Genomic DNA, 15202 nt, shown 5'->3' on the forward strand with positions numbered 1-15202 from the left:
GGGCGTTATCTATCTGGGGACACGTCCCTGCTTTCCAGTTATTCCTCCATGCAAAAACGCGTTGCCCTGACACCGGATTCGCCCGACTGCTCCACCTGTGGGCTTGGCCATATCTGCGTTCCTGTCGGCATGGCGCCTTCGGATGTGCGGCAACTGGAAGAGCTGGTACAGGAACGTGTGCGGCTGCCCAAGGGCACCACGCTCTATACCCAACAAGATACCCTTGATGCCGTCTACAGTGTGCGCTACGGCTGTCTGAAGACCCAGATCGAAGACGCCAGCGGGCACATGCAGATCACCGGCTTTCACCTGCCCGGGGAAATGGTCGGCCTGGACGGCATGTTGGAAGGCCACCACGTCAGTACGGCGACGGCTTTGGAGGATTCCGAGGTATGCGTGATCCGTTTGTCGCAAGTCGATCTGGTCGCGAACCAGTTGCCATCATTGCAACAGCAGATGCGACGCCTCATGAGCCGGGAACTGACGCGCTCTTTCCAATTCCTGGCTTCGATCGGCGGCATGCGCTCAGAACAACGCCTGGCCGGCTTTCTGCTCAATTTGTCGCAACGGTACTCGGCGCTGGGCTATTCGGCGTCCGAATTCGTCCTGCGCATGAGCCGCGAGGAAATCGGCAATTATCTGGGGTTGACGCTGGAGACGACGAGCCGGCTGTTCTCGAAATTCGCGCGCGAAAAGCTTATCGCGATCCGGCAGCGCGATCTGCAGCTCTTGGACATCCCCGCTCTGCAAACGCTGCTCGGACGCGAACACTGTTAAGGCCACGGCATGCCAACCCGGTTTTTTGGCGAGGCGTATGATGACCCGCGCCTCAGCGCGAGTGGCCGTTTGGTTATCGGCATTGCTGACCTCGGGTGCGGCCGCGCAAACGCCACTACCGCCACCGTACGACTATGAAGCCCCTGGGTCGGTGCCCCACCCAAGCTTGCCTAAAGCGCAACTGCTCACGCTCGAGAATCGTGGGCACGCGTATCGGATGCCGGTGTATGCGAACCACGACCTGGGGCGGGATTTACGCGACATTCGCCGTATCCTGTTGGTGCTGCCCGAAACGCGAGGCAGTGCCGGCCGACACTATCGGGACGTCGCCGCGCTAGTGGCGATGAATCCGTCGCGCAAGGCCGAGACCTTGATCGTGGCGCTGCAATTCCCCTCGCCCGTTGATGCCGCCTATGCAGGGTTGCCAGCCTGGCGCAAATCCAGCTGGGTAACCGGCGGCAGGAGTGTGCGCGCTGCGGGGCGTCCGTCGCCCCTGAGTGCGTTTGAAGTGCTGGACGATGTCGTCACCGGATTGGCCGACAACAAATCTTTGCCCGCCCTCACTGATATCGTGCTCGCCGCGCATGGCAGCGGGGCGCAGCTGCTGCAGCGCTATGCGGTGCTCAATGGCATCGATGGGTCGGTGCGCCGCAAGGGCGTGGACTTGCGCTATGTCGTGGCCAACGCCCCATCGTATTTGTATCTCACCAACGAACGGCCGCGTCGCGATGGCAAAGGGTATGCGCCCTACGAGCGCGGCATTTGCCCGAGCTACAACGAATTCCCCTATGGGCCCCAGCAACTGCCTCCCTACGCCCAACATAGTGTGGCGTCGGACCTTTATGTCAGGTATGCCGCGCGCGATGTGGTGATTTTGCTGGGCAGCGCGGACAACAATCCGGAAGATCGCCAGCTCGATCAACACTGCGCCGCCGAGGCTCAGGGCGCCACGCGGCTGGCGCGCGGGCTGGGCTATGCGCGCTACGACCGTATGCTGACGCAGCGCACGAACCACGCCGCGCCGCGTACGCCGCCGGCCTATCAGGTAATCGGGGTAGGACACGAGGCGGCAGCCATGTTCGCGTCGGAATGCGGCGCCGAGGCGCTGCTGGGGCACGGCGCGCAGGCCAGTTCCCACGCTGCGGTGTGCGAACCCGTTACGGCTGCGCGGTAACAGACTGACCACGCTCGCGCGTCAATGAAGTCAATATGCCTCCGTCAGGCTTGCGAAGGCTATTCCGTATCCGACTGCGTTTTCCCGTTGACCGATTTCTGACGTAATGGCGCCAGCAAAGGCGTGAGCCCGTTGTGGTCCAGCTCGTGCATCAGTTGCAGTAGCCGCCCAATCTGCCCTGGCGGGAAACCCTTGCGGGCAAACCACGCCAGATATGGGCCCGGCAAATCCGCGATCAGCCGCCCCTGGTACTTGCCGAATGGCATCTCCAAGGTGACGAGTCGCTCAAGATCCTGCGGATTCATTACCTTGCCGCCATTCCAAGGGCCATTGGCCCCTCAGCACGTTTTGCAGCCACAGTGTGCAGGTGAGGGTTTTCGCATCGGTGACGCTGCCGTCGCGACACGCGGCGTACAGTTCATCGGGCCGCATGGCGCAGACTTCCAAAAATTCGTCTTGATCGAGCTGCGCCTTGCCGGCCACCAGGCCCCGTGCGAAATAGATGTGAATAATCTCGGTGGAATAGGCGATGGCCAGATGCAAGGCTCCCGCGCAGGCCCATTCACGCGCGGTGTACCCGGTTTCCTCGAGCAATTCGCGTTGCGCGCAGTGAAACGGGTCCTCGCCAGGATCGATTTTGCCCGCGGGGAACTCCGTCATCACGCGCTCGACCGGATAACGATACTGGCGCTCCATCAACACGCGCCCATCATCGAGTAACGGGATCACGACGACCGCGCCAGGATGCACCACGTATTCGCGCGTGGCCAGCCGGCCATCGGGAAGTCGCACCGTATCGCAACGCGCCTTGAGAAAGCTGCCCTCACACAGAGAACGGCTTTCCACCAAGGTTTCGGTCAAATGAGCGTCATCAGGAAGAGTCATCGCGGCAAAGTCCAGGATTGAAACAATGCCGCGAGCTTACCACCGAGGGTTCACTGCTGACGACGCTGTTGCAGCTCGGCCAGGCAAGTGGCGACCATGGTCTGCAGCTGGTTGCGATCCACGGCCTCCCGATCGGCGTTATTGCGGCAACGCTGGTACAGCGCAATGCTTTCCTGCGTATCCCGCACTGCGGGCGCAGGAGGTGTGCCCGGTTGCTCAGTAATGCGTAACGTCGACGGCGGCGAATAGCTGCCGTCGCTTCCGGGAAAGCTGTATTGCTGTGTCTGCGCCGGCTGCTGTGCCTGCGCGAAGGCCGCCGCGCTGGTCAAGCACGCGACGGCGGCGATCGCCCCCAGCATCGTGGTTTTCATCATTTTCATTCCTGAATAAACCCCCTCACACCACCGTCAGCGTGACATCGATATTGCCGCGCGTGGCGTTCGAATAAGGGCAGACAATGTGCGCGCGCTGCACCAGTTCTTCCGCCTGCTCGCGCGGCAGCCCCGGCAACGAGATTTTGAGTTCCACCTCAATACCAAAGCCCGTCGGAATCGCACCGATACCGACCTCGCCCTCGACAGAGACGTCCGCGGGGATGCTGAGCTTGTCGCGATTCGCTACAAATTTCATGGCGCCCAGAAAGCACGCCGAATAGCCGGCCGCGAAAAGCTGCTCCGGATTCGTACCGCCGCCCGCGCCGCCCATTTCGCGTGGCACCGCGAGTTTGACGTCCAAAACATTGTCAGAAGACACGGCGCGACCGTCACGACCGCCTGTGGCCTTAGCGCGAGCACGGTAAACGACTTTTTCGATAGACATGCTAGGCTCCCATAGATGGCAGATGAAACTCTGCGGTGACTTCAGCATACGGCGGGCCCGATACAAATACAAATCGCGGCCACGATTTTTGCGACTTTTTGAAAAGGCCCTTTTATGGATAACGAACTCGACGGTCGCTTGCTGGCCCTACGACAGACGGTCGCGCTGGCATTGGCGCTTTCAACGCGCGGGAACGCGCAGGCCACCGATCTGGCCCTGGATATTTTGTCGGACCTGCGCGCCAATTTGGACAACACCCCGGCCGACAGCCCGTTCGAGACGCCCGCTTGGGCAGTCGGCGCGCACGATGAATTGGATCAGATCACCCGACTGGTTCAAGCGTTCACGGGACAAAATACCGACGACTCGGCTGCCTGAAAGGCGGGGTATCGCTCGCCATCGCCGCGCGCTGCACGCCTTGGCCTTTGCGCAATCCAAGATGCCAGAGCTAGCCGGTGAAGGCGTCGTGTCGGCTCAAATGCCGGGTGGCCGTCAGATAAGCATCGCGCGACGGCGCCAGATGGTCGCGGCACAGCCGCACGAGTTCATCGCGCCGCCCTTCCTCCAGCGCCGTGATCATCGCCCAGTGCTCGTCGCGCGCCCGTTCCCGATAGTCCGGGTTGACCAGTGACCCAAAGCGAATGGCATGCGTCTGCCTGGCGTATTCCTGTATCGCGCGCAGCAGCACCCCGTTATGACAGAAGCCAAACAAGGTTTCGTGAAAGCGTAGATTGGTATGAAAAACGCCGCGCGGGTCACCATCGGCCACCGCCCGGTCATGCTGGCGCTGGATACTTTTCAACTGTTCCAGGTCTTCGGGCGCGAGCGGCAATGGCAACGTCCGCGCGGCCTCGGCCTCTAGCAGCTCGCGCAATTGATACAGTTCCTTGACCTCTTGGACCGAGAACGCCTTGACCTCGCAACCGATATGTTTGCGCCGTTCGACCAGGCCACGGCGGGCCAGCTCGGCTAAGACTTCGCGCGCCGCATGACGCTTGAGCGTGAAGCGCCTCATCAGATCGTCCTCGATCAGGCGTTCGCGCGGGTGCAGGCTGCCCAATACGATTTCTTCTTCCAGCACGCGCACAGCGGCCTCCGGGCCAGCGGGCGCAGCGTGTATAGGGGACGATGTATCTGTCATGACATCACAAAATCGGGGCGTAAACGCGAGCCGCGCTGTCTAGGAGCGCGGCAGCCGCCACTATATCAATATCCGCCCGCGACCAGGCAGCGATTGGCGTTCACCTGCGATGTTTTTTCGCTTGCCGGGCCTCGCGCCATGCAATCGCCACCCCGCTGGCGACGATGAGCGCTGCGCCCACGGTGTCAATCCAGTCCGGCGCCTCTCGCCAAACCAGCCAGCCGATCACCGACGCCCATAACAGCCCCATATAGTCAAAAGGCGCCACCACCGAAGCGGGGCCGATGCGAAATCCCTGGGTGATAAACGCCAGGCCCAAGGTGCTAAAGAGCGCGATTCCGACAAAAAACGGCCAATCCGACCACGTCAGCGGCGTCCAGAAAGCCGGTACGGCCACCGCGCTGCACACCAGTTGCCCCGCGACGATGTATAGCGTCGTCGTCAGCATGCTCTCGGTCGCACCGATGGCTCGCGCCGTCAGCATCATCACCGCATACATCGCCGCCGTGGCCAAAGGCAGCAACGCCGCCATCTGAAAACTGGCCGCCCCCGGGCGGACGATCACCAGCACCCCGGCGAATCCCACCGCGACAGCAAGCCAGCGGCGCGCATCGACCGTTTCCTTCAACACCAGTACCGACAACGCCGTCACGAACAGCGGCGCGGAAAACGCGATGGCAGTCGCCTCCGCCAATGGCAGGGCTTGCAGCCCCAAATAGAAAAACGTGGCGGAAACAACGTTGATCGCGCCGCGCACCAGATGCAGCCCCAGATGACTCGTGCGCACCGCGCGCCGTCCGCCCAGAGCGAGCACCATCGCCAATACGACCGGCAGTGCAATCGCGGCCCGTAGGAACAAAATCTGGATCGGACTGTAAAACTGTCCTATCCACTTCGCCAGCGCGTCGCTACAAGTAAGAAAAAACACGCCCGCGCACACGCAGGCAATGCCTGCCAGCGGCGAGGCGTGAGAGGAAGACGGAGAGGTGACCTGCATGGTGCGCTCGGTGATACGATCCACAAAAGAGCCTGGGATCAGTAGCCCACTATCCTATCTCATCTGTTGTATCTGCATTTTCCTTCGCATCATGGACACCTCATTGAATTCCGCCATCTCGATCGTCGAACGCACGCTGGCAGGCGAACTTGCCCGCCCGGAGGTGCACACGTTCTTCGATCGAGACACATTTACCGCCACGCACGTCGTGCGAGATCCGCGCAGCGACGCGTGCGCGGTGATCGACAGCGTGCTGGATTTCGACTACGCCAGCGGGCGCACCGAAGAAAAGTCGGCGGAAAAGCTGGCCCGTCATATCGAGACTGCAGCGTTACGCACCGAGTGGATACTGGAAACACACGCGCATGCCGACCACCTGTCCGCGGCGCCCTGGCTGCAAGCGCGTCTGGGCGGCAAACTGGCGATTGGCCAGCACATCACCGCAGTTCAAGCCGTGTTTGGCAAAATCTTTAACGCGGGAACGGCATTCGCGCGCGATGGCAGTCAGTTCGATCACCTGTTCGACGATGGGGAATGCTTTCAGATTGGCAGCCTCGAAGGCATCGCGCTGCACGTGCCGGGTCATACGCCGGCCTGCATGGCCTATGTCATCGGCGACACTGTGTTTACCGGCGACACCCTGTTCATGCCCGACTACGGGACCGCGCGCTGCGATTTTCCGGGCGGGGATGCGGCCACGCTGTATCGCTCGATAAAACGGCTATTGGCATTGCCCGAACAGACGCGAGTGTTTGTCTGCCACGACTACACCGCGCCACCGCGCGACGTGTACGCTTGGGAAACCACCATCGGGCAGCAACGCGCGAGCAATATCCACGTGCATGACGGTATCGACGAACCGACCTTCGTCGCCATGCGCGAAAAACGCGATGCCACATTATCCATGCCTAAGCTCATGCTGCCTTCCGTACAGGTCAATATGCAAGCTGGCCATTTGCCAGAGCCCGAGGACAACGGCGTGCGCTATCTGAAGGTGCCTTTGAACACGCTGTAATTCGGTACCTGTTTACTCGCCCACGGCTGCGGCGCACGGTCGTGCCGCGCCGAACCGGCGCCAGGGAAATCACCTAATCGAGTACCCAAGCCCTCCAGTAGTTGAACATTAAAATAGTTTCCACTACCCCGATCAATAGTCGATCATCGGTTTATCCGTAGTCACACCTAAGGAATTCCCATGCGTAGCCTATGCCTCGCGCTGCTCACCGCCGGCCTGCTGGCCAGCACCGCCGCAACCGCTCAGACCACGATGCGTATCGGTCTGCAGGACGACCCCGATGTGTTGGATCCCGTGCGCGCACGGACCTTCGTGGGCCGCATCGTATTCGCTTCGCTATGCGACAAGCTGGTCGACATCACGCCGGATCTCAAGATCGTCCCGCAGTTGGCGGAATCCTGGCAGATCAGCGACGACGGAATGTCGGTGACGTTCAAGCTGCGCGAGAACGCGTTCTATCACGATGGCGCGCCGGTCGATGCCGCGTCGGTCAAAGCGAATCTGGATCGCGCGATGACCTTGCCGGAAAGCAACCGCAAGAGCGAGCTGATCTCGGTCGCGAGCGTGGAGGCGCCCGACGCCCGCACGGTAGTACTGCGTTTGAAAGAGCCCGACGCATCGTTGCTATCGCAACTCTCTGATCGCGCAGGCATGATGATGTCGCCCGCCTCGTTCGACAAAGACCCGGGCCGCAACCCGGTATGCTCGGGCCCTTACAAGTTCAAGAACCGCGTGCAGAATGATCGTATCGTGCTGGAACGATTCGACAAGCACTGGGACAAAGACAGCTATCACTTTGATCAAGTCGTCTTCACCCCGATGCCCGACACGACCGTGCGTCTGAACAACCTGCGCGCCGGCAGCCTGGACATCATCGAGCGCATTGCGCCAAGCGACGTGGCGGCCGTGAAGTCGGATGCGAAGCTTCGGCTCGCCCCGGTGACTGGTCTTGGCTTTCAAGCCATCTCGGTGAACCTCGCCAATGGTCCGCGCGCCGACACTCCCTTGGCCAAGGATAAACGCGTGCGTCAGGCGCTGGATCTGGCGATCGACCGCGATGTCATCAATCAAGTGGTGGGCGAAGGCATGTTCCAACCCGCCTATCAGCCCTTCCCGCCCGCGAGCTTTGCCTACGACAAGAGCGCGGAGCGCGCCGGTCGCGACCCGCAAAAGGCGCGCGAACTGCTCAAGCAGGCTGGCTATGACCGCGTGGCGTTCGAGCTCACCTATGGCAACAACACCACGATGCAGCAGGTCTTCGAACTGGTGCAGGCCATGGGCGCCGAGGCGGGTTTCGATATCTCGCTCAAACCTCTGGAATTCGCCTCGCTGCAATCGGCATTGCCCAAAGGCGATTTCCAGGTCGGTCAGACAGGCTGGTCGGGCCGCGTCGATCCGAGCGGCAACATTCATCAATACGTCACATGCAAAGGCAATCTGAACGACGGCCGTTATTGCGACGCCGAGATGGACAAATTGCTCAATGAGGCCCGTAGCACCGCCGACGAAGCAAAGCGCCGCGAGTTGTATGCGCAGGCGCTCAAGAAACTGCAGGACGAGGACTCTCACATTTATCTGTTCTACCTGCCGTGGATTTTCGGTACGCAGGCTAATGTGCAGGGCTTTGTGCCTTATCCCGACGGTCTGATCCGTCTCAAAGACGTGAAAGTCGCCAAGCAATGAGTATTGACTCCGGCTATCGCATGTTCACCACGCGGCCTGAAATTTTGGGCACGTTCGGCGTGGTGACTTCTACCCATTGGCTGGCCAGCAGCGCCGGCATGTCACTGTTGGAGCGTGGCGGCAATGCGTTCGATGCCGCCGTGGCGGCCGGCTTTGTGCTGCAGGTCGTGGAGCCGCATCTGGTCGGCCCGGCCGGCGAAGTCCCGGTGATTTTCCATTCGGCCCGCACCGGCCGCACCGAAGTGCTGTGTGGCCAAGGCACGGCGCCGGCGGGTGCGACCCTGGAACGGTATCAGTCGCTTGGCCTTAGCCTGATCCCGGGCAACGGCCTGTTGCCCGCGGTGATCCCAGGCGCATTCGATGCCTGGATGCTGCTATTGCGCGATCACGGCACCATGCGTGTACGCGATGTGCTGGAGCCCGCGATTTATTACGCGGATCATGGCCATGCGTTGATGCCGCGCATCGCCAATACCATCGCCGGACTGCGCGATTTCTTCACCGAGCATTGGCCCACGACGGCCGAAGTGTATCTGCCCGGTGACGCGGTCCCTCAAGCGCGCAAGCTGTTTCGCAACCCGCGACTGGCAGAGACATGGCGCCGGGTCCTGCGCGAAGCCGAAGCCGCGGGCGCCGACCGTGAACGGCAAATCGATGCCGCGCGCGATGCGTTTTATCGCGGCTTTGTCGCCGAAGCGATCGATCAGTATGCGCGGAACAATGAGGTCATGGACGAGAGCGGGCGAGCGCATCGCGGCGTGCTGACCGCCGACGATATGGCCGGGTGGTCCGCAACCTATGAGGCGCCAGCGACCTATGACTATCACGGTTATACGGTGGCCAAGGCCGGCGCTTGGAGCCAGGGCCCGGTGTTCCTGCAGACGCTCGCCTTGCTCAAGTCACTGAATCTGCAAAAGGAAGGCCCCAACAGCGCCGCGTTCATTCATCAAGTGACCGAGGCCATGAAGCTGGCTTTCGCGGACCGCGAGGCATACTACAGCGACCCGAGCTTTGTCGATGTACCGCTCGCGCAGCTGTTATCGGACTCGTATAACGACGAGCGTCGCATGCTCATTGGACGTTCGGCCTCGCACGAGCTGCGCCCCGGGCGTATTGCTGGCTACGAGGCGCAGGTCGATCGTGTGATGGACGTCTTGTCGCGTCTGTCGAAGGTCACGCCTGTCGGTTCGCCTTCGAACGAGCCCACGCTTGCCGATATGCGCGCCTCGGTCAAGCGCGGCGACACGACGCATGTGGACGTGATCGACCGTTGGGGCAACATGGTCTCGGCTACGCCTTCGGGTGGCTGGTTCCAATCATCGCCCGTGATCCCGGAGCTGGGTTTCCCGTTGAATACGCGCGGGCAGATGTTCTGGTTGGAGTCAGGCCTGCCCGGCACGCTCGCGCCCGGCAAACGCCCCCGCACCACGCTCACGCCCTCCCTGGCGCTGCGCGATGGCAAGCCGTATATGGTGTTCGGCACACCCGGTGGCGATCAGCAAGAGCAGTGGCAGCTATTGCTATTCCTGCGGCACGTGCATCATGGTCTGAATCTGCAGGAAGCGATTGATCAACCCATGTCGCATACGATGCACTTCCCTTCCTCGTTCTATCCTCGCGACAGAAAGCCGGGGCATCTTGCGGTGGAAACCTCGTTCGGGGCGGAAGTCATTTCCGACCTGCGAGCGCGCGGGCACGTCATCGAGGAAGCCCCCGAATGGTCAACCGGGCGTTTGACCGCGGCATCGCGCGATGAAGACGGTCTGCTGCACGCTGCCGCTACGCCGCGATTGATGCAGGCGTATGCGGTGGGAAGATAGAAGGCGGGGACATGGTGTCGACGCTGGCGTTGCAACCAGCAGGCGGCGATCGCTTGCGTTAATGCCCTCCCCCATGCGGCGGTAGGCGGTCAAGATGACACGAGGCGTCTGATGGCGTATCCGTCATCAACGCCGCCGCCTGCCTGGCCCAGCTCTAACCGACAACCGACGGCGGGATCAAGCTGCCTTCCATCACGATTACCGCTTGGCCGGCTACGCCCGCCCATATCCCGTCGCCGCGATGTTCGGCATGCGCCAGCAGCAAACTGGGGCGGCCCATGTCCACGCCTTGGCCCACGCGCAGCCGCAGCGCCCCGGGCGCTTGTAACGCGGCCCGTAATGCGGTAGCGGCCGCAGTGGCGCTACCCGTGGCGGGATCCTCAGTCATGCGCGCGGTAAACATCCTTGCCTGGATGTCCGTGGGACTATCGATGGCATCGGCCTGGGTATCCGTTGTATACGCGTAGATCGATTTTGCGCCGTCCAGCGGCAGCAAACTCGCATATCCTGCTCCATCCGGACGCGCGCGCCGTAACGCCTCGCGGTCAGCTAATTGCACGACCAAGAAAGGCAAGCCGACCGACACCACCTGGGGCGCATGCTCGCTGACATCAATATCGGCCGTATCGAGCGACAGGGCCCGCGCCACCGCTTCGACGGGTACCTGCGCGCGTCGCGACAAAGGTTCGGGCGCCAGCAACTGCACACGCTCGACACCGTCGCCGCCCACGGCGACCGCCAGCCTGACCAAGCCCGCGGCCTCTTCGAATATCAACTGCTCAGGCAGTGGCTGTCCCTTTGCCGCCATCTCACGCGCCACGACCACCGCCGTCCCCACGTTCGGGTGGCCCGCGAACGGCACCTCGCGGTCCGGCGTGAAAATTCGCACCCATGCCGTATGTGCCGGGTCTTTAGGCGGCAGCACAAAGCTGGTCTCGGAAAAATTGAACTCGCGCGCGATGAGCTGCATCTGCTCCGTCGTCAAGCCTTCGGCGTCCAGGATCACCGCCAACGGATTGCCGCCGTAGGCATGTCGGGTGAAGACGTCGGTCGTCACATATCGGTAGCGCATGTCTGTTCCTGCCAGGCTGAGGAGACATTCACTTTATCGCATTGCTGATCGATCCACTATCGTGGCGACCCGCTCACCCCAACCGCACGTAATCCGGATAGCGCTGACAGATCTCGTCGATCTGACTCAGGGTGCCCGACAGATGCTCGCGCAGCGCGAGTTGAGCGCCTGCGACATCTTGCGCCGCAATCGCATCCAGAATCCGCTGATGGTCGCGCAGGATACGCTCGGCCTTGCCTTCCTCGGGCAAATGCAAACGACGCAGCCGATCCACATGACCACTATATCGCTGCTCCAATTCCCACAAGGCTTCAACACCCGCCGCGACATGCATGTCGAAATGAAAGCCCTGATCCGCCGCCATGAACGCCGGAAATCCCTCCTGACCGCAATTCGCGTGCTGCACATCGATATGCGCCTGCAAGCGCGCAATCAAATCCGGATCGCTGCGTTGCGCCAGCACGCGCACAATCTCAAGCTCCAGCGAGCGCCGTAAAAAATGCGCCTGTCGCGCCGCCGCGATATCGATACGGCTGACCGTCGTGGTGTGCTGCGGATAGATATCCACCAGCCCTTCGTCACGTAGCTGAATCAGCGCATCCCGAATCGGAGTCTGGCTCAACCCAAACGCCTCGGCCAGTTCACCCCGGGCCAACGGCGCGCCCGGTTTCAGGTCCATCGACACAATCAACGCGCGCAGCTTTTCGAACACCTGGGGCGCCGCGTGTCGGGAGCGATCCAGACGCAGATCGATGGGCAACGTTGACAATTGGGTCATAAAAATCGGGGCGTAAAGTGGGCTGAGTGTAACCGGCGTCATTTCGTTGACGCACTAATATATTAGTGTTTTAATCGCTCGCACATCAAGGAGACCCTATTCATGACACGTTCATACGAAGACCTGCGCAGCGCCCGCTGGATGGCACACGATGATCTGCGCTCGTTTGGCCACCGCTCACGCATGATGCAGATGGGCTATGGCCCGCAAGACTGGGCCGGCCGGCCCATCATCGCCATCATCAACACCTGGTCCGATCTGAACCCCTGTCACAGCCATTTCAAGCAGCGCGTGGAAGACGTCAAGCGCGGCATCTTCCAGGCTGGTGGCTTCCCCGTCGAGCTGCCCGCGATCTCGGTGTCGGAATCCTTCGTCAAGCCCACCACCATGCTCTATCGCAACTTCCTCGCGATGGAAACCGAGGAGCTGCTGCGTAGCCATCCCGTGGATGGCGCGGTGCTGATGGGCGGGTGCGACAAGTCCACCCCGGGTCTGTTGATGGGCGCCTTCAGCGCCAACCTGCCCTGCATCTATTTGCCCGCCGGTCCCATGCTGCGCGGCAACTGGAAAGGCAAAGTGCTGGGTTCCGGCTCCGACGCCTGGAAGCTGTGGGACGAGCGCCGCGCGGGCAACATCACCAAGGCCGAATGGACCGAAGTGGAAGGCGGTATCGCGCGCAGCTACGGCACCTGCATGACCATGGGCACGGCCAGCACGATGACCGCGATCGCGGAATCCATCGGCATGACGCTGCCTGGCGCATCGTCCATCCCTGCGGCGGACGTGAACCACATGCGCATGTCGGCTGAATGCGGCCGCCGTGTCGTCGAAATGGTGTGGGAAGACCAGACGCCGCAGTCCATTCTGTCTGTGGCCTCGTTCAAGAACGCCATCAATGTGGCCATGGCCATGGGCTGCTCGACCAACGCGATCGTGCACTTGGTCGCGATGTCGCGCCGCGCGGGTTGCGCCGTGACGCTGGATGATTTCGACACCGCAAGCCGCAAGGTGCCCGTCATCGCCAACATCCGTCCCAGCGGCGACAAGTATCTGATGGAAGACTTCTACTACGCGGGCGGCCTGCCGGGCCTGATGTCGCGTCTGGCGAAGGACCACCTCGATCTATCGGCCAAGACGGTCACGGGCCGCACCCTCGGTGAAAACATCGAAGGCGCCGCGGTCTACAACGATGACGTGATCCGCCCACTGGACAACGCCATCTACAACGAAGGCGCACTGGCCGTGTTGAAGGGCAACCTGGCTCCCGATGGCTGCGTGATCAAACCCAGCGCCTGCGCGCCGCAATACCTGCAGCACACCGGCCCCGCCCTGGTCTTTGACGACTATCCCAGCATGAAGGCCGCCGTCGATGACGAAAACCTCGATGTGACGCCCGACCATATCCTGATCCTGCGCAACGCCGGCCCGCAAGGCGGCCCCGGCATGCCGGAATGGGGCATGCTGCCCATCCCGACCAAGCTGGTCAAACAAGGCGTGCGCGACATGCTGCGCCTGTCCGACGCACGCATGAGCGGTACCAGCTACGGCGCGTGCATTCTGCATGCCGCGCCCGAGGCCTACATCGGCGGCCCGCTGGCGTTGGTTCGCACCGGCGACCTCATCACCGTCGATGTGCCCAATCGGACCATCAACGTGAACATCAGCGACGAGGAAATGGCGGCTCGCCGCGCCGCCTGGACGCCCCCGCCCAAGCGCTATGAGCGCGGCTACGGCTGGATGTATTCCAAGCACATCCTGCAGGCCAACGAAGGCTGCGACTTCGACTTCCTCGAAACGAGCTTCGGCGAGCCCGTGCCCGAACCCAGCATTTTCTAACCGTATTTCGCTAACTACAACGCAACCTGATTCGAGACATTCATGACCGCCTTATCCGACACCGCCCGCGCCCGCCTCTCGAAGGTGAGCACCGCTACGCTGTGCACCGCGCTGTTCAAGCGCGGCCTGCGCAACCAGTTCATCCAGGACGTGCGCCCGCTCAATCCCAGCCTACCGAACATGGTGGGCCCGGCTTTCACGCTGCGCTATATTCCGGCGCGTGAAGACCTGAATACGATCAAGGTCTTCGAAGACCGCGGTCACCCGCAACGCGTGGCCGTGGAAACCTGCCCGGAAGGCCACGTGATGGTGATCGACAGCCGCAAGGACGCGCGCGCCGCGTCGGCCGGTTCGATTCTGGTGACGCGTCTGATGAAGCGTGGTGTCGCCGGCGTCGTAACCGACGGCGGTTTTCGCGATTCGCCTGAGATCGCCACGCTGAACATCCCCGCGTATCACAACCGTCCTTCGGCCCCGACGAACCTGACCTTGCACCAAGCCCTGGATATCAACGTGCCGATCGGCTGCGGCGATGTGGCCGTGTTCCCCGGCGATATCGTGGTGGGCGACGGCGAAGGCGTGGTCATCATTCCCGCGGATATCGTTGAAGAGATCGCTCAGGAAGCCCACGAGATGACCGCCTTCGAGGACTTCGTCACCAGCGAAGTCCAGGGTGGCCGCAGCATCCTGGGTCTGTACCCGCCCACCGATCCGCAAACGCGCGATCAATTCGCCGAATGGCGTAAGCAAAACGGCCGTTGATGTCAGGCCTGCTGCGCGGTGCGTCACCGCGCAGCGTCCAACGGCGCGCGCATCGCTCGCGCGCCGCACACTATCCAATAAAAATCACGGAGACCACAATGCGTTCATCCCAACGCCGCCATCTGCTTGCGGCATTGCTTGCCGTCACGTTCAGCGCTTGTGGCCTGTCAGCGCAAGCCGCCGAGTGGCCGACTGAAAAGCCCATCACCTATGTGGTGCCCTTTACCGTAGGCGGCTCCACCGACGTCGTCGGCCGCACGCTCGCCCAAAAGCTCAGCGAGCGCCTCAAGCAAAACGTGGTCGTCGAAAACAAGCCCGGCGCGGCTGGCGGCATCGGCGCGACCTATGTAGCCAAAGCGCCCGCAGATGGCTACACCTTGTTTGGCGGGACGATCAGCACACACGCGATCAACGCCAGTCTGTACAAGAACCTGCGCTACGAC

Annotated in this window: 17 protein-coding genes; 9 read left to right on the forward strand and 8 right to left on the reverse strand. The window is 61.9% G+C overall.

Annotation, left to right across the window (positions count from 1 at the left end; all coding sequences use genetic code 11):
- Positions 1–48: 48 nt before the first annotated feature.
- Both GOQ25_RS16180 and GOQ25_RS16185 read left to right on the forward strand, forming a co-directional pair.
- Positions 49–777: a helix-turn-helix domain-containing protein gene (locus GOQ25_RS16180; protein ID WP_160351508.1), complete on the forward strand. Its 729-nt coding sequence runs from the start codon at positions 49–51 to the stop codon at positions 775–777.
- A gap of 37 nt (positions 778–814) precedes the next feature.
- Positions 815–1951, forward strand: a complete 1137-nt coding sequence (locus GOQ25_RS16185; protein WP_236844617.1) for a hypothetical protein — start codon at positions 815–817, stop codon at positions 1949–1951.
- Between the two features lie 59 nt (positions 1952–2010).
- Here GOQ25_RS16185 and GOQ25_RS16190 read toward each other — a convergent pair whose 3' ends face one another.
- The 4 genes from GOQ25_RS16190 to GOQ25_RS16205 are packed head-to-tail and all read right to left on the reverse strand — an operon-like array spanning position 2011 to position 3655.
- Positions 2011–2256, reverse strand: coding sequence for a DUF3820 family protein (locus tag GOQ25_RS16190; protein ID WP_160351509.1), 246 nt, complete (start codon positions 2254–2256; stop codon positions 2011–2013).
- Positions 2237–2836 carry an NUDIX domain-containing protein gene (locus GOQ25_RS16195; RefSeq protein WP_160351510.1) on the reverse strand — a complete coding sequence of 200 codons (600 nt, stop codon included), beginning with the start codon at positions 2834–2836 and terminating at the stop codon, positions 2237–2239. The genes GOQ25_RS16190 and GOQ25_RS16195 overlap by 20 nt, the downstream gene beginning before the upstream one ends.
- A 50-nt stretch (positions 2837–2886) precedes the next feature.
- A complete protein-coding gene (locus GOQ25_RS16200; protein ID WP_370519971.1) occupies positions 2887–3210 on the reverse strand; it encodes a hypothetical protein in 324 nt (107 codons plus the stop codon).
- A gap of 22 nt (positions 3211–3232) precedes the next feature.
- Complete coding sequence (locus GOQ25_RS16205) at positions 3233–3655, reverse strand: organic hydroperoxide resistance protein (RefSeq protein WP_160351511.1); 423 nt, start codon at positions 3653–3655, stop codon at positions 3233–3235.
- A gap of 114 nt (positions 3656–3769) precedes the next feature.
- Here GOQ25_RS16205 and GOQ25_RS16210 point away from each other — a divergent pair, with 114 nt between their 5' ends.
- A complete protein-coding gene (locus GOQ25_RS16210; RefSeq protein ID WP_160351512.1) occupies positions 3770–4033 on the forward strand; it encodes a hypothetical protein in 264 nt (87 codons plus the stop codon).
- Positions 4034–4103: 70 nt separating this feature from the next.
- On the opposite strand, the gene GOQ25_RS16215 is transcribed toward GOQ25_RS16210, so the two are convergent.
- Together GOQ25_RS16215 and GOQ25_RS16220 are read right to left on the reverse strand one after the other, a co-directional pair.
- Entirely contained in the window at positions 4104–4796 is a 693-nt protein-coding gene (locus GOQ25_RS16215; RefSeq protein WP_160351513.1) for a GntR family transcriptional regulator, read from the reverse strand.
- 100 nt (positions 4797–4896) lie between these two features.
- Positions 4897–5793, reverse strand: coding sequence for a DMT family transporter (locus tag GOQ25_RS16220; RefSeq protein ID WP_160351525.1), 897 nt, complete (start codon positions 5791–5793; stop codon positions 4897–4899).
- Positions 5794–5896: 103 nt separating this feature from the next.
- On the opposite strand from GOQ25_RS16220, the gene GOQ25_RS16225 reads away from it, so the two are divergent.
- From GOQ25_RS16225 to GOQ25_RS16235, 3 genes are all read left to right on the forward strand, one after another.
- A complete protein-coding gene (locus GOQ25_RS16225) occupies positions 5897–6808 on the forward strand; it encodes an MBL fold metallo-hydrolase (protein ID WP_236844382.1) in 912 nt (303 codons plus the stop codon).
- Positions 6809–6988: 180 nt separating this feature from the next.
- Complete coding sequence (locus GOQ25_RS16230) at positions 6989–8491, forward strand: ABC transporter substrate-binding protein (RefSeq protein WP_160351515.1); 1503 nt, start codon at positions 6989–6991, stop codon at positions 8489–8491.
- 20 nt (positions 8492–8511) lie between these two features.
- Complete coding sequence (locus GOQ25_RS16235) at positions 8512–10311, forward strand: gamma-glutamyltransferase family protein (protein ID WP_202109512.1); 1800 nt, start codon at positions 8512–8514, stop codon at positions 10309–10311.
- A gap of 154 nt (positions 10312–10465) precedes the next feature.
- Here the strand turns inward: GOQ25_RS16235 and GOQ25_RS16240 are convergent, their stop codons facing one another.
- A complete protein-coding gene (locus tag GOQ25_RS16240) occupies positions 10466–11383 on the reverse strand; it encodes a PhzF family phenazine biosynthesis protein (RefSeq protein WP_160351517.1) in 918 nt (305 codons plus the stop codon).
- A gap of 73 nt (positions 11384–11456) precedes the next feature.
- The gene (locus tag GOQ25_RS16245; protein WP_160351518.1) at positions 11457–12161 is read right to left on the reverse strand and encodes a GntR family transcriptional regulator; all 705 of its coding nucleotides are present in this window, start codon (positions 12159–12161) and stop codon (positions 11457–11459) included.
- Between the two features lie 102 nt (positions 12162–12263).
- On the opposite strand from GOQ25_RS16245, the gene araD reads away from it, so the two are divergent.
- The 3 genes from araD to GOQ25_RS16260 all read left to right on the forward strand — a co-directional run.
- Positions 12264–13997, forward strand: coding sequence for an L-arabinonate dehydratase (araD, locus tag GOQ25_RS16250; RefSeq protein WP_160351519.1), 1734 nt, complete (start codon positions 12264–12266; stop codon positions 13995–13997).
- Between the two features lie 42 nt (positions 13998–14039).
- Positions 14040–14759, forward strand: a complete 720-nt coding sequence (locus GOQ25_RS16255; protein WP_160351520.1) for a ribonuclease activity regulator RraA — start codon at positions 14040–14042, stop codon at positions 14757–14759.
- Positions 14760–14857: 98 nt separating this feature from the next.
- Positions 14858–15202: tripartite tricarboxylate transporter substrate binding protein (locus GOQ25_RS16260; protein WP_255448253.1), on the forward strand; the 345-nt coding region annotated here is incomplete at its 3' end.

The organism is Bordetella sp. 15P40C-2 (assembly GCF_009763235.1).
GTDB lineage: Bacteria > Pseudomonadota > Gammaproteobacteria > Burkholderiales > Burkholderiaceae_B > Bordetella_A.

What these genes read in the sequence shown, in the direction of transcription:
- GOQ25_RS16180 (WP_160351508.1), top strand. Translation starts at nt 49, where the DNA reads ATGCAAAAACGCGTTGCCCTGACACCGGATTCGCCCGACTGCTCCACC.
- GOQ25_RS16185 (WP_236844617.1), top strand. Translation starts at nt 815, where the DNA reads ATGATGACCCGCGCCTCAGCGCGAGTGGCCGTTTGGTTATCGGCATTG.
- GOQ25_RS16190 (WP_160351509.1), bottom strand. Translation starts at nt 2,256, where the DNA reads ATGAATCCGCAGGATCTTGAGCGACTCGTCACCTTGGAGATGCCATTC.
- GOQ25_RS16195 (WP_160351510.1), bottom strand. Translation starts at nt 2,836, where the DNA reads ATGACTCTTCCTGATGACGCTCATTTGACCGAAACCTTGGTGGAAAGC.
- GOQ25_RS16200 (WP_370519971.1), bottom strand. Translation starts at nt 3,210, where the DNA reads ATGATGAAAACCACGATGCTGGGGGCGATCGCCGCCGTCGCGTGCTTG.
- GOQ25_RS16205 (WP_160351511.1), bottom strand. Translation starts at nt 3,655, where the DNA reads ATGTCTATCGAAAAAGTCGTTTACCGTGCTCGCGCTAAGGCCACAGGC.
- GOQ25_RS16210 (WP_160351512.1), top strand. Translation starts at nt 3,770, where the DNA reads ATGGATAACGAACTCGACGGTCGCTTGCTGGCCCTACGACAGACGGTC.
- GOQ25_RS16215 (WP_160351513.1), bottom strand. Translation starts at nt 4,796, where the DNA reads ATGACAGATACATCGTCCCCTATACACGCTGCGCCCGCTGGCCCGGAG.
- GOQ25_RS16220 (WP_160351525.1), bottom strand. Translation starts at nt 5,793, where the DNA reads ATGCAGGTCACCTCTCCGTCTTCCTCTCACGCCTCGCCGCTGGCAGGC.
- GOQ25_RS16230 (WP_160351515.1), top strand. Translation starts at nt 6,989, where the DNA reads ATGCGTAGCCTATGCCTCGCGCTGCTCACCGCCGGCCTGCTGGCCAGC.
- GOQ25_RS16235 (WP_202109512.1), top strand. Translation starts at nt 8,512, where the DNA reads ATGTTCACCACGCGGCCTGAAATTTTGGGCACGTTCGGCGTGGTGACT.
- GOQ25_RS16240 (WP_160351517.1), bottom strand. Translation starts at nt 11,383, where the DNA reads ATGCGCTACCGATATGTGACGACCGACGTCTTCACCCGACATGCCTAC.
- GOQ25_RS16245 (WP_160351518.1), bottom strand. Translation starts at nt 12,161, where the DNA reads ATGACCCAATTGTCAACGTTGCCCATCGATCTGCGTCTGGATCGCTCC.
- araD (WP_160351519.1), top strand. Translation starts at nt 12,264, where the DNA reads ATGACACGTTCATACGAAGACCTGCGCAGCGCCCGCTGGATGGCACAC.
- GOQ25_RS16255 (WP_160351520.1), top strand. Translation starts at nt 14,040, where the DNA reads ATGACCGCCTTATCCGACACCGCCCGCGCCCGCCTCTCGAAGGTGAGC.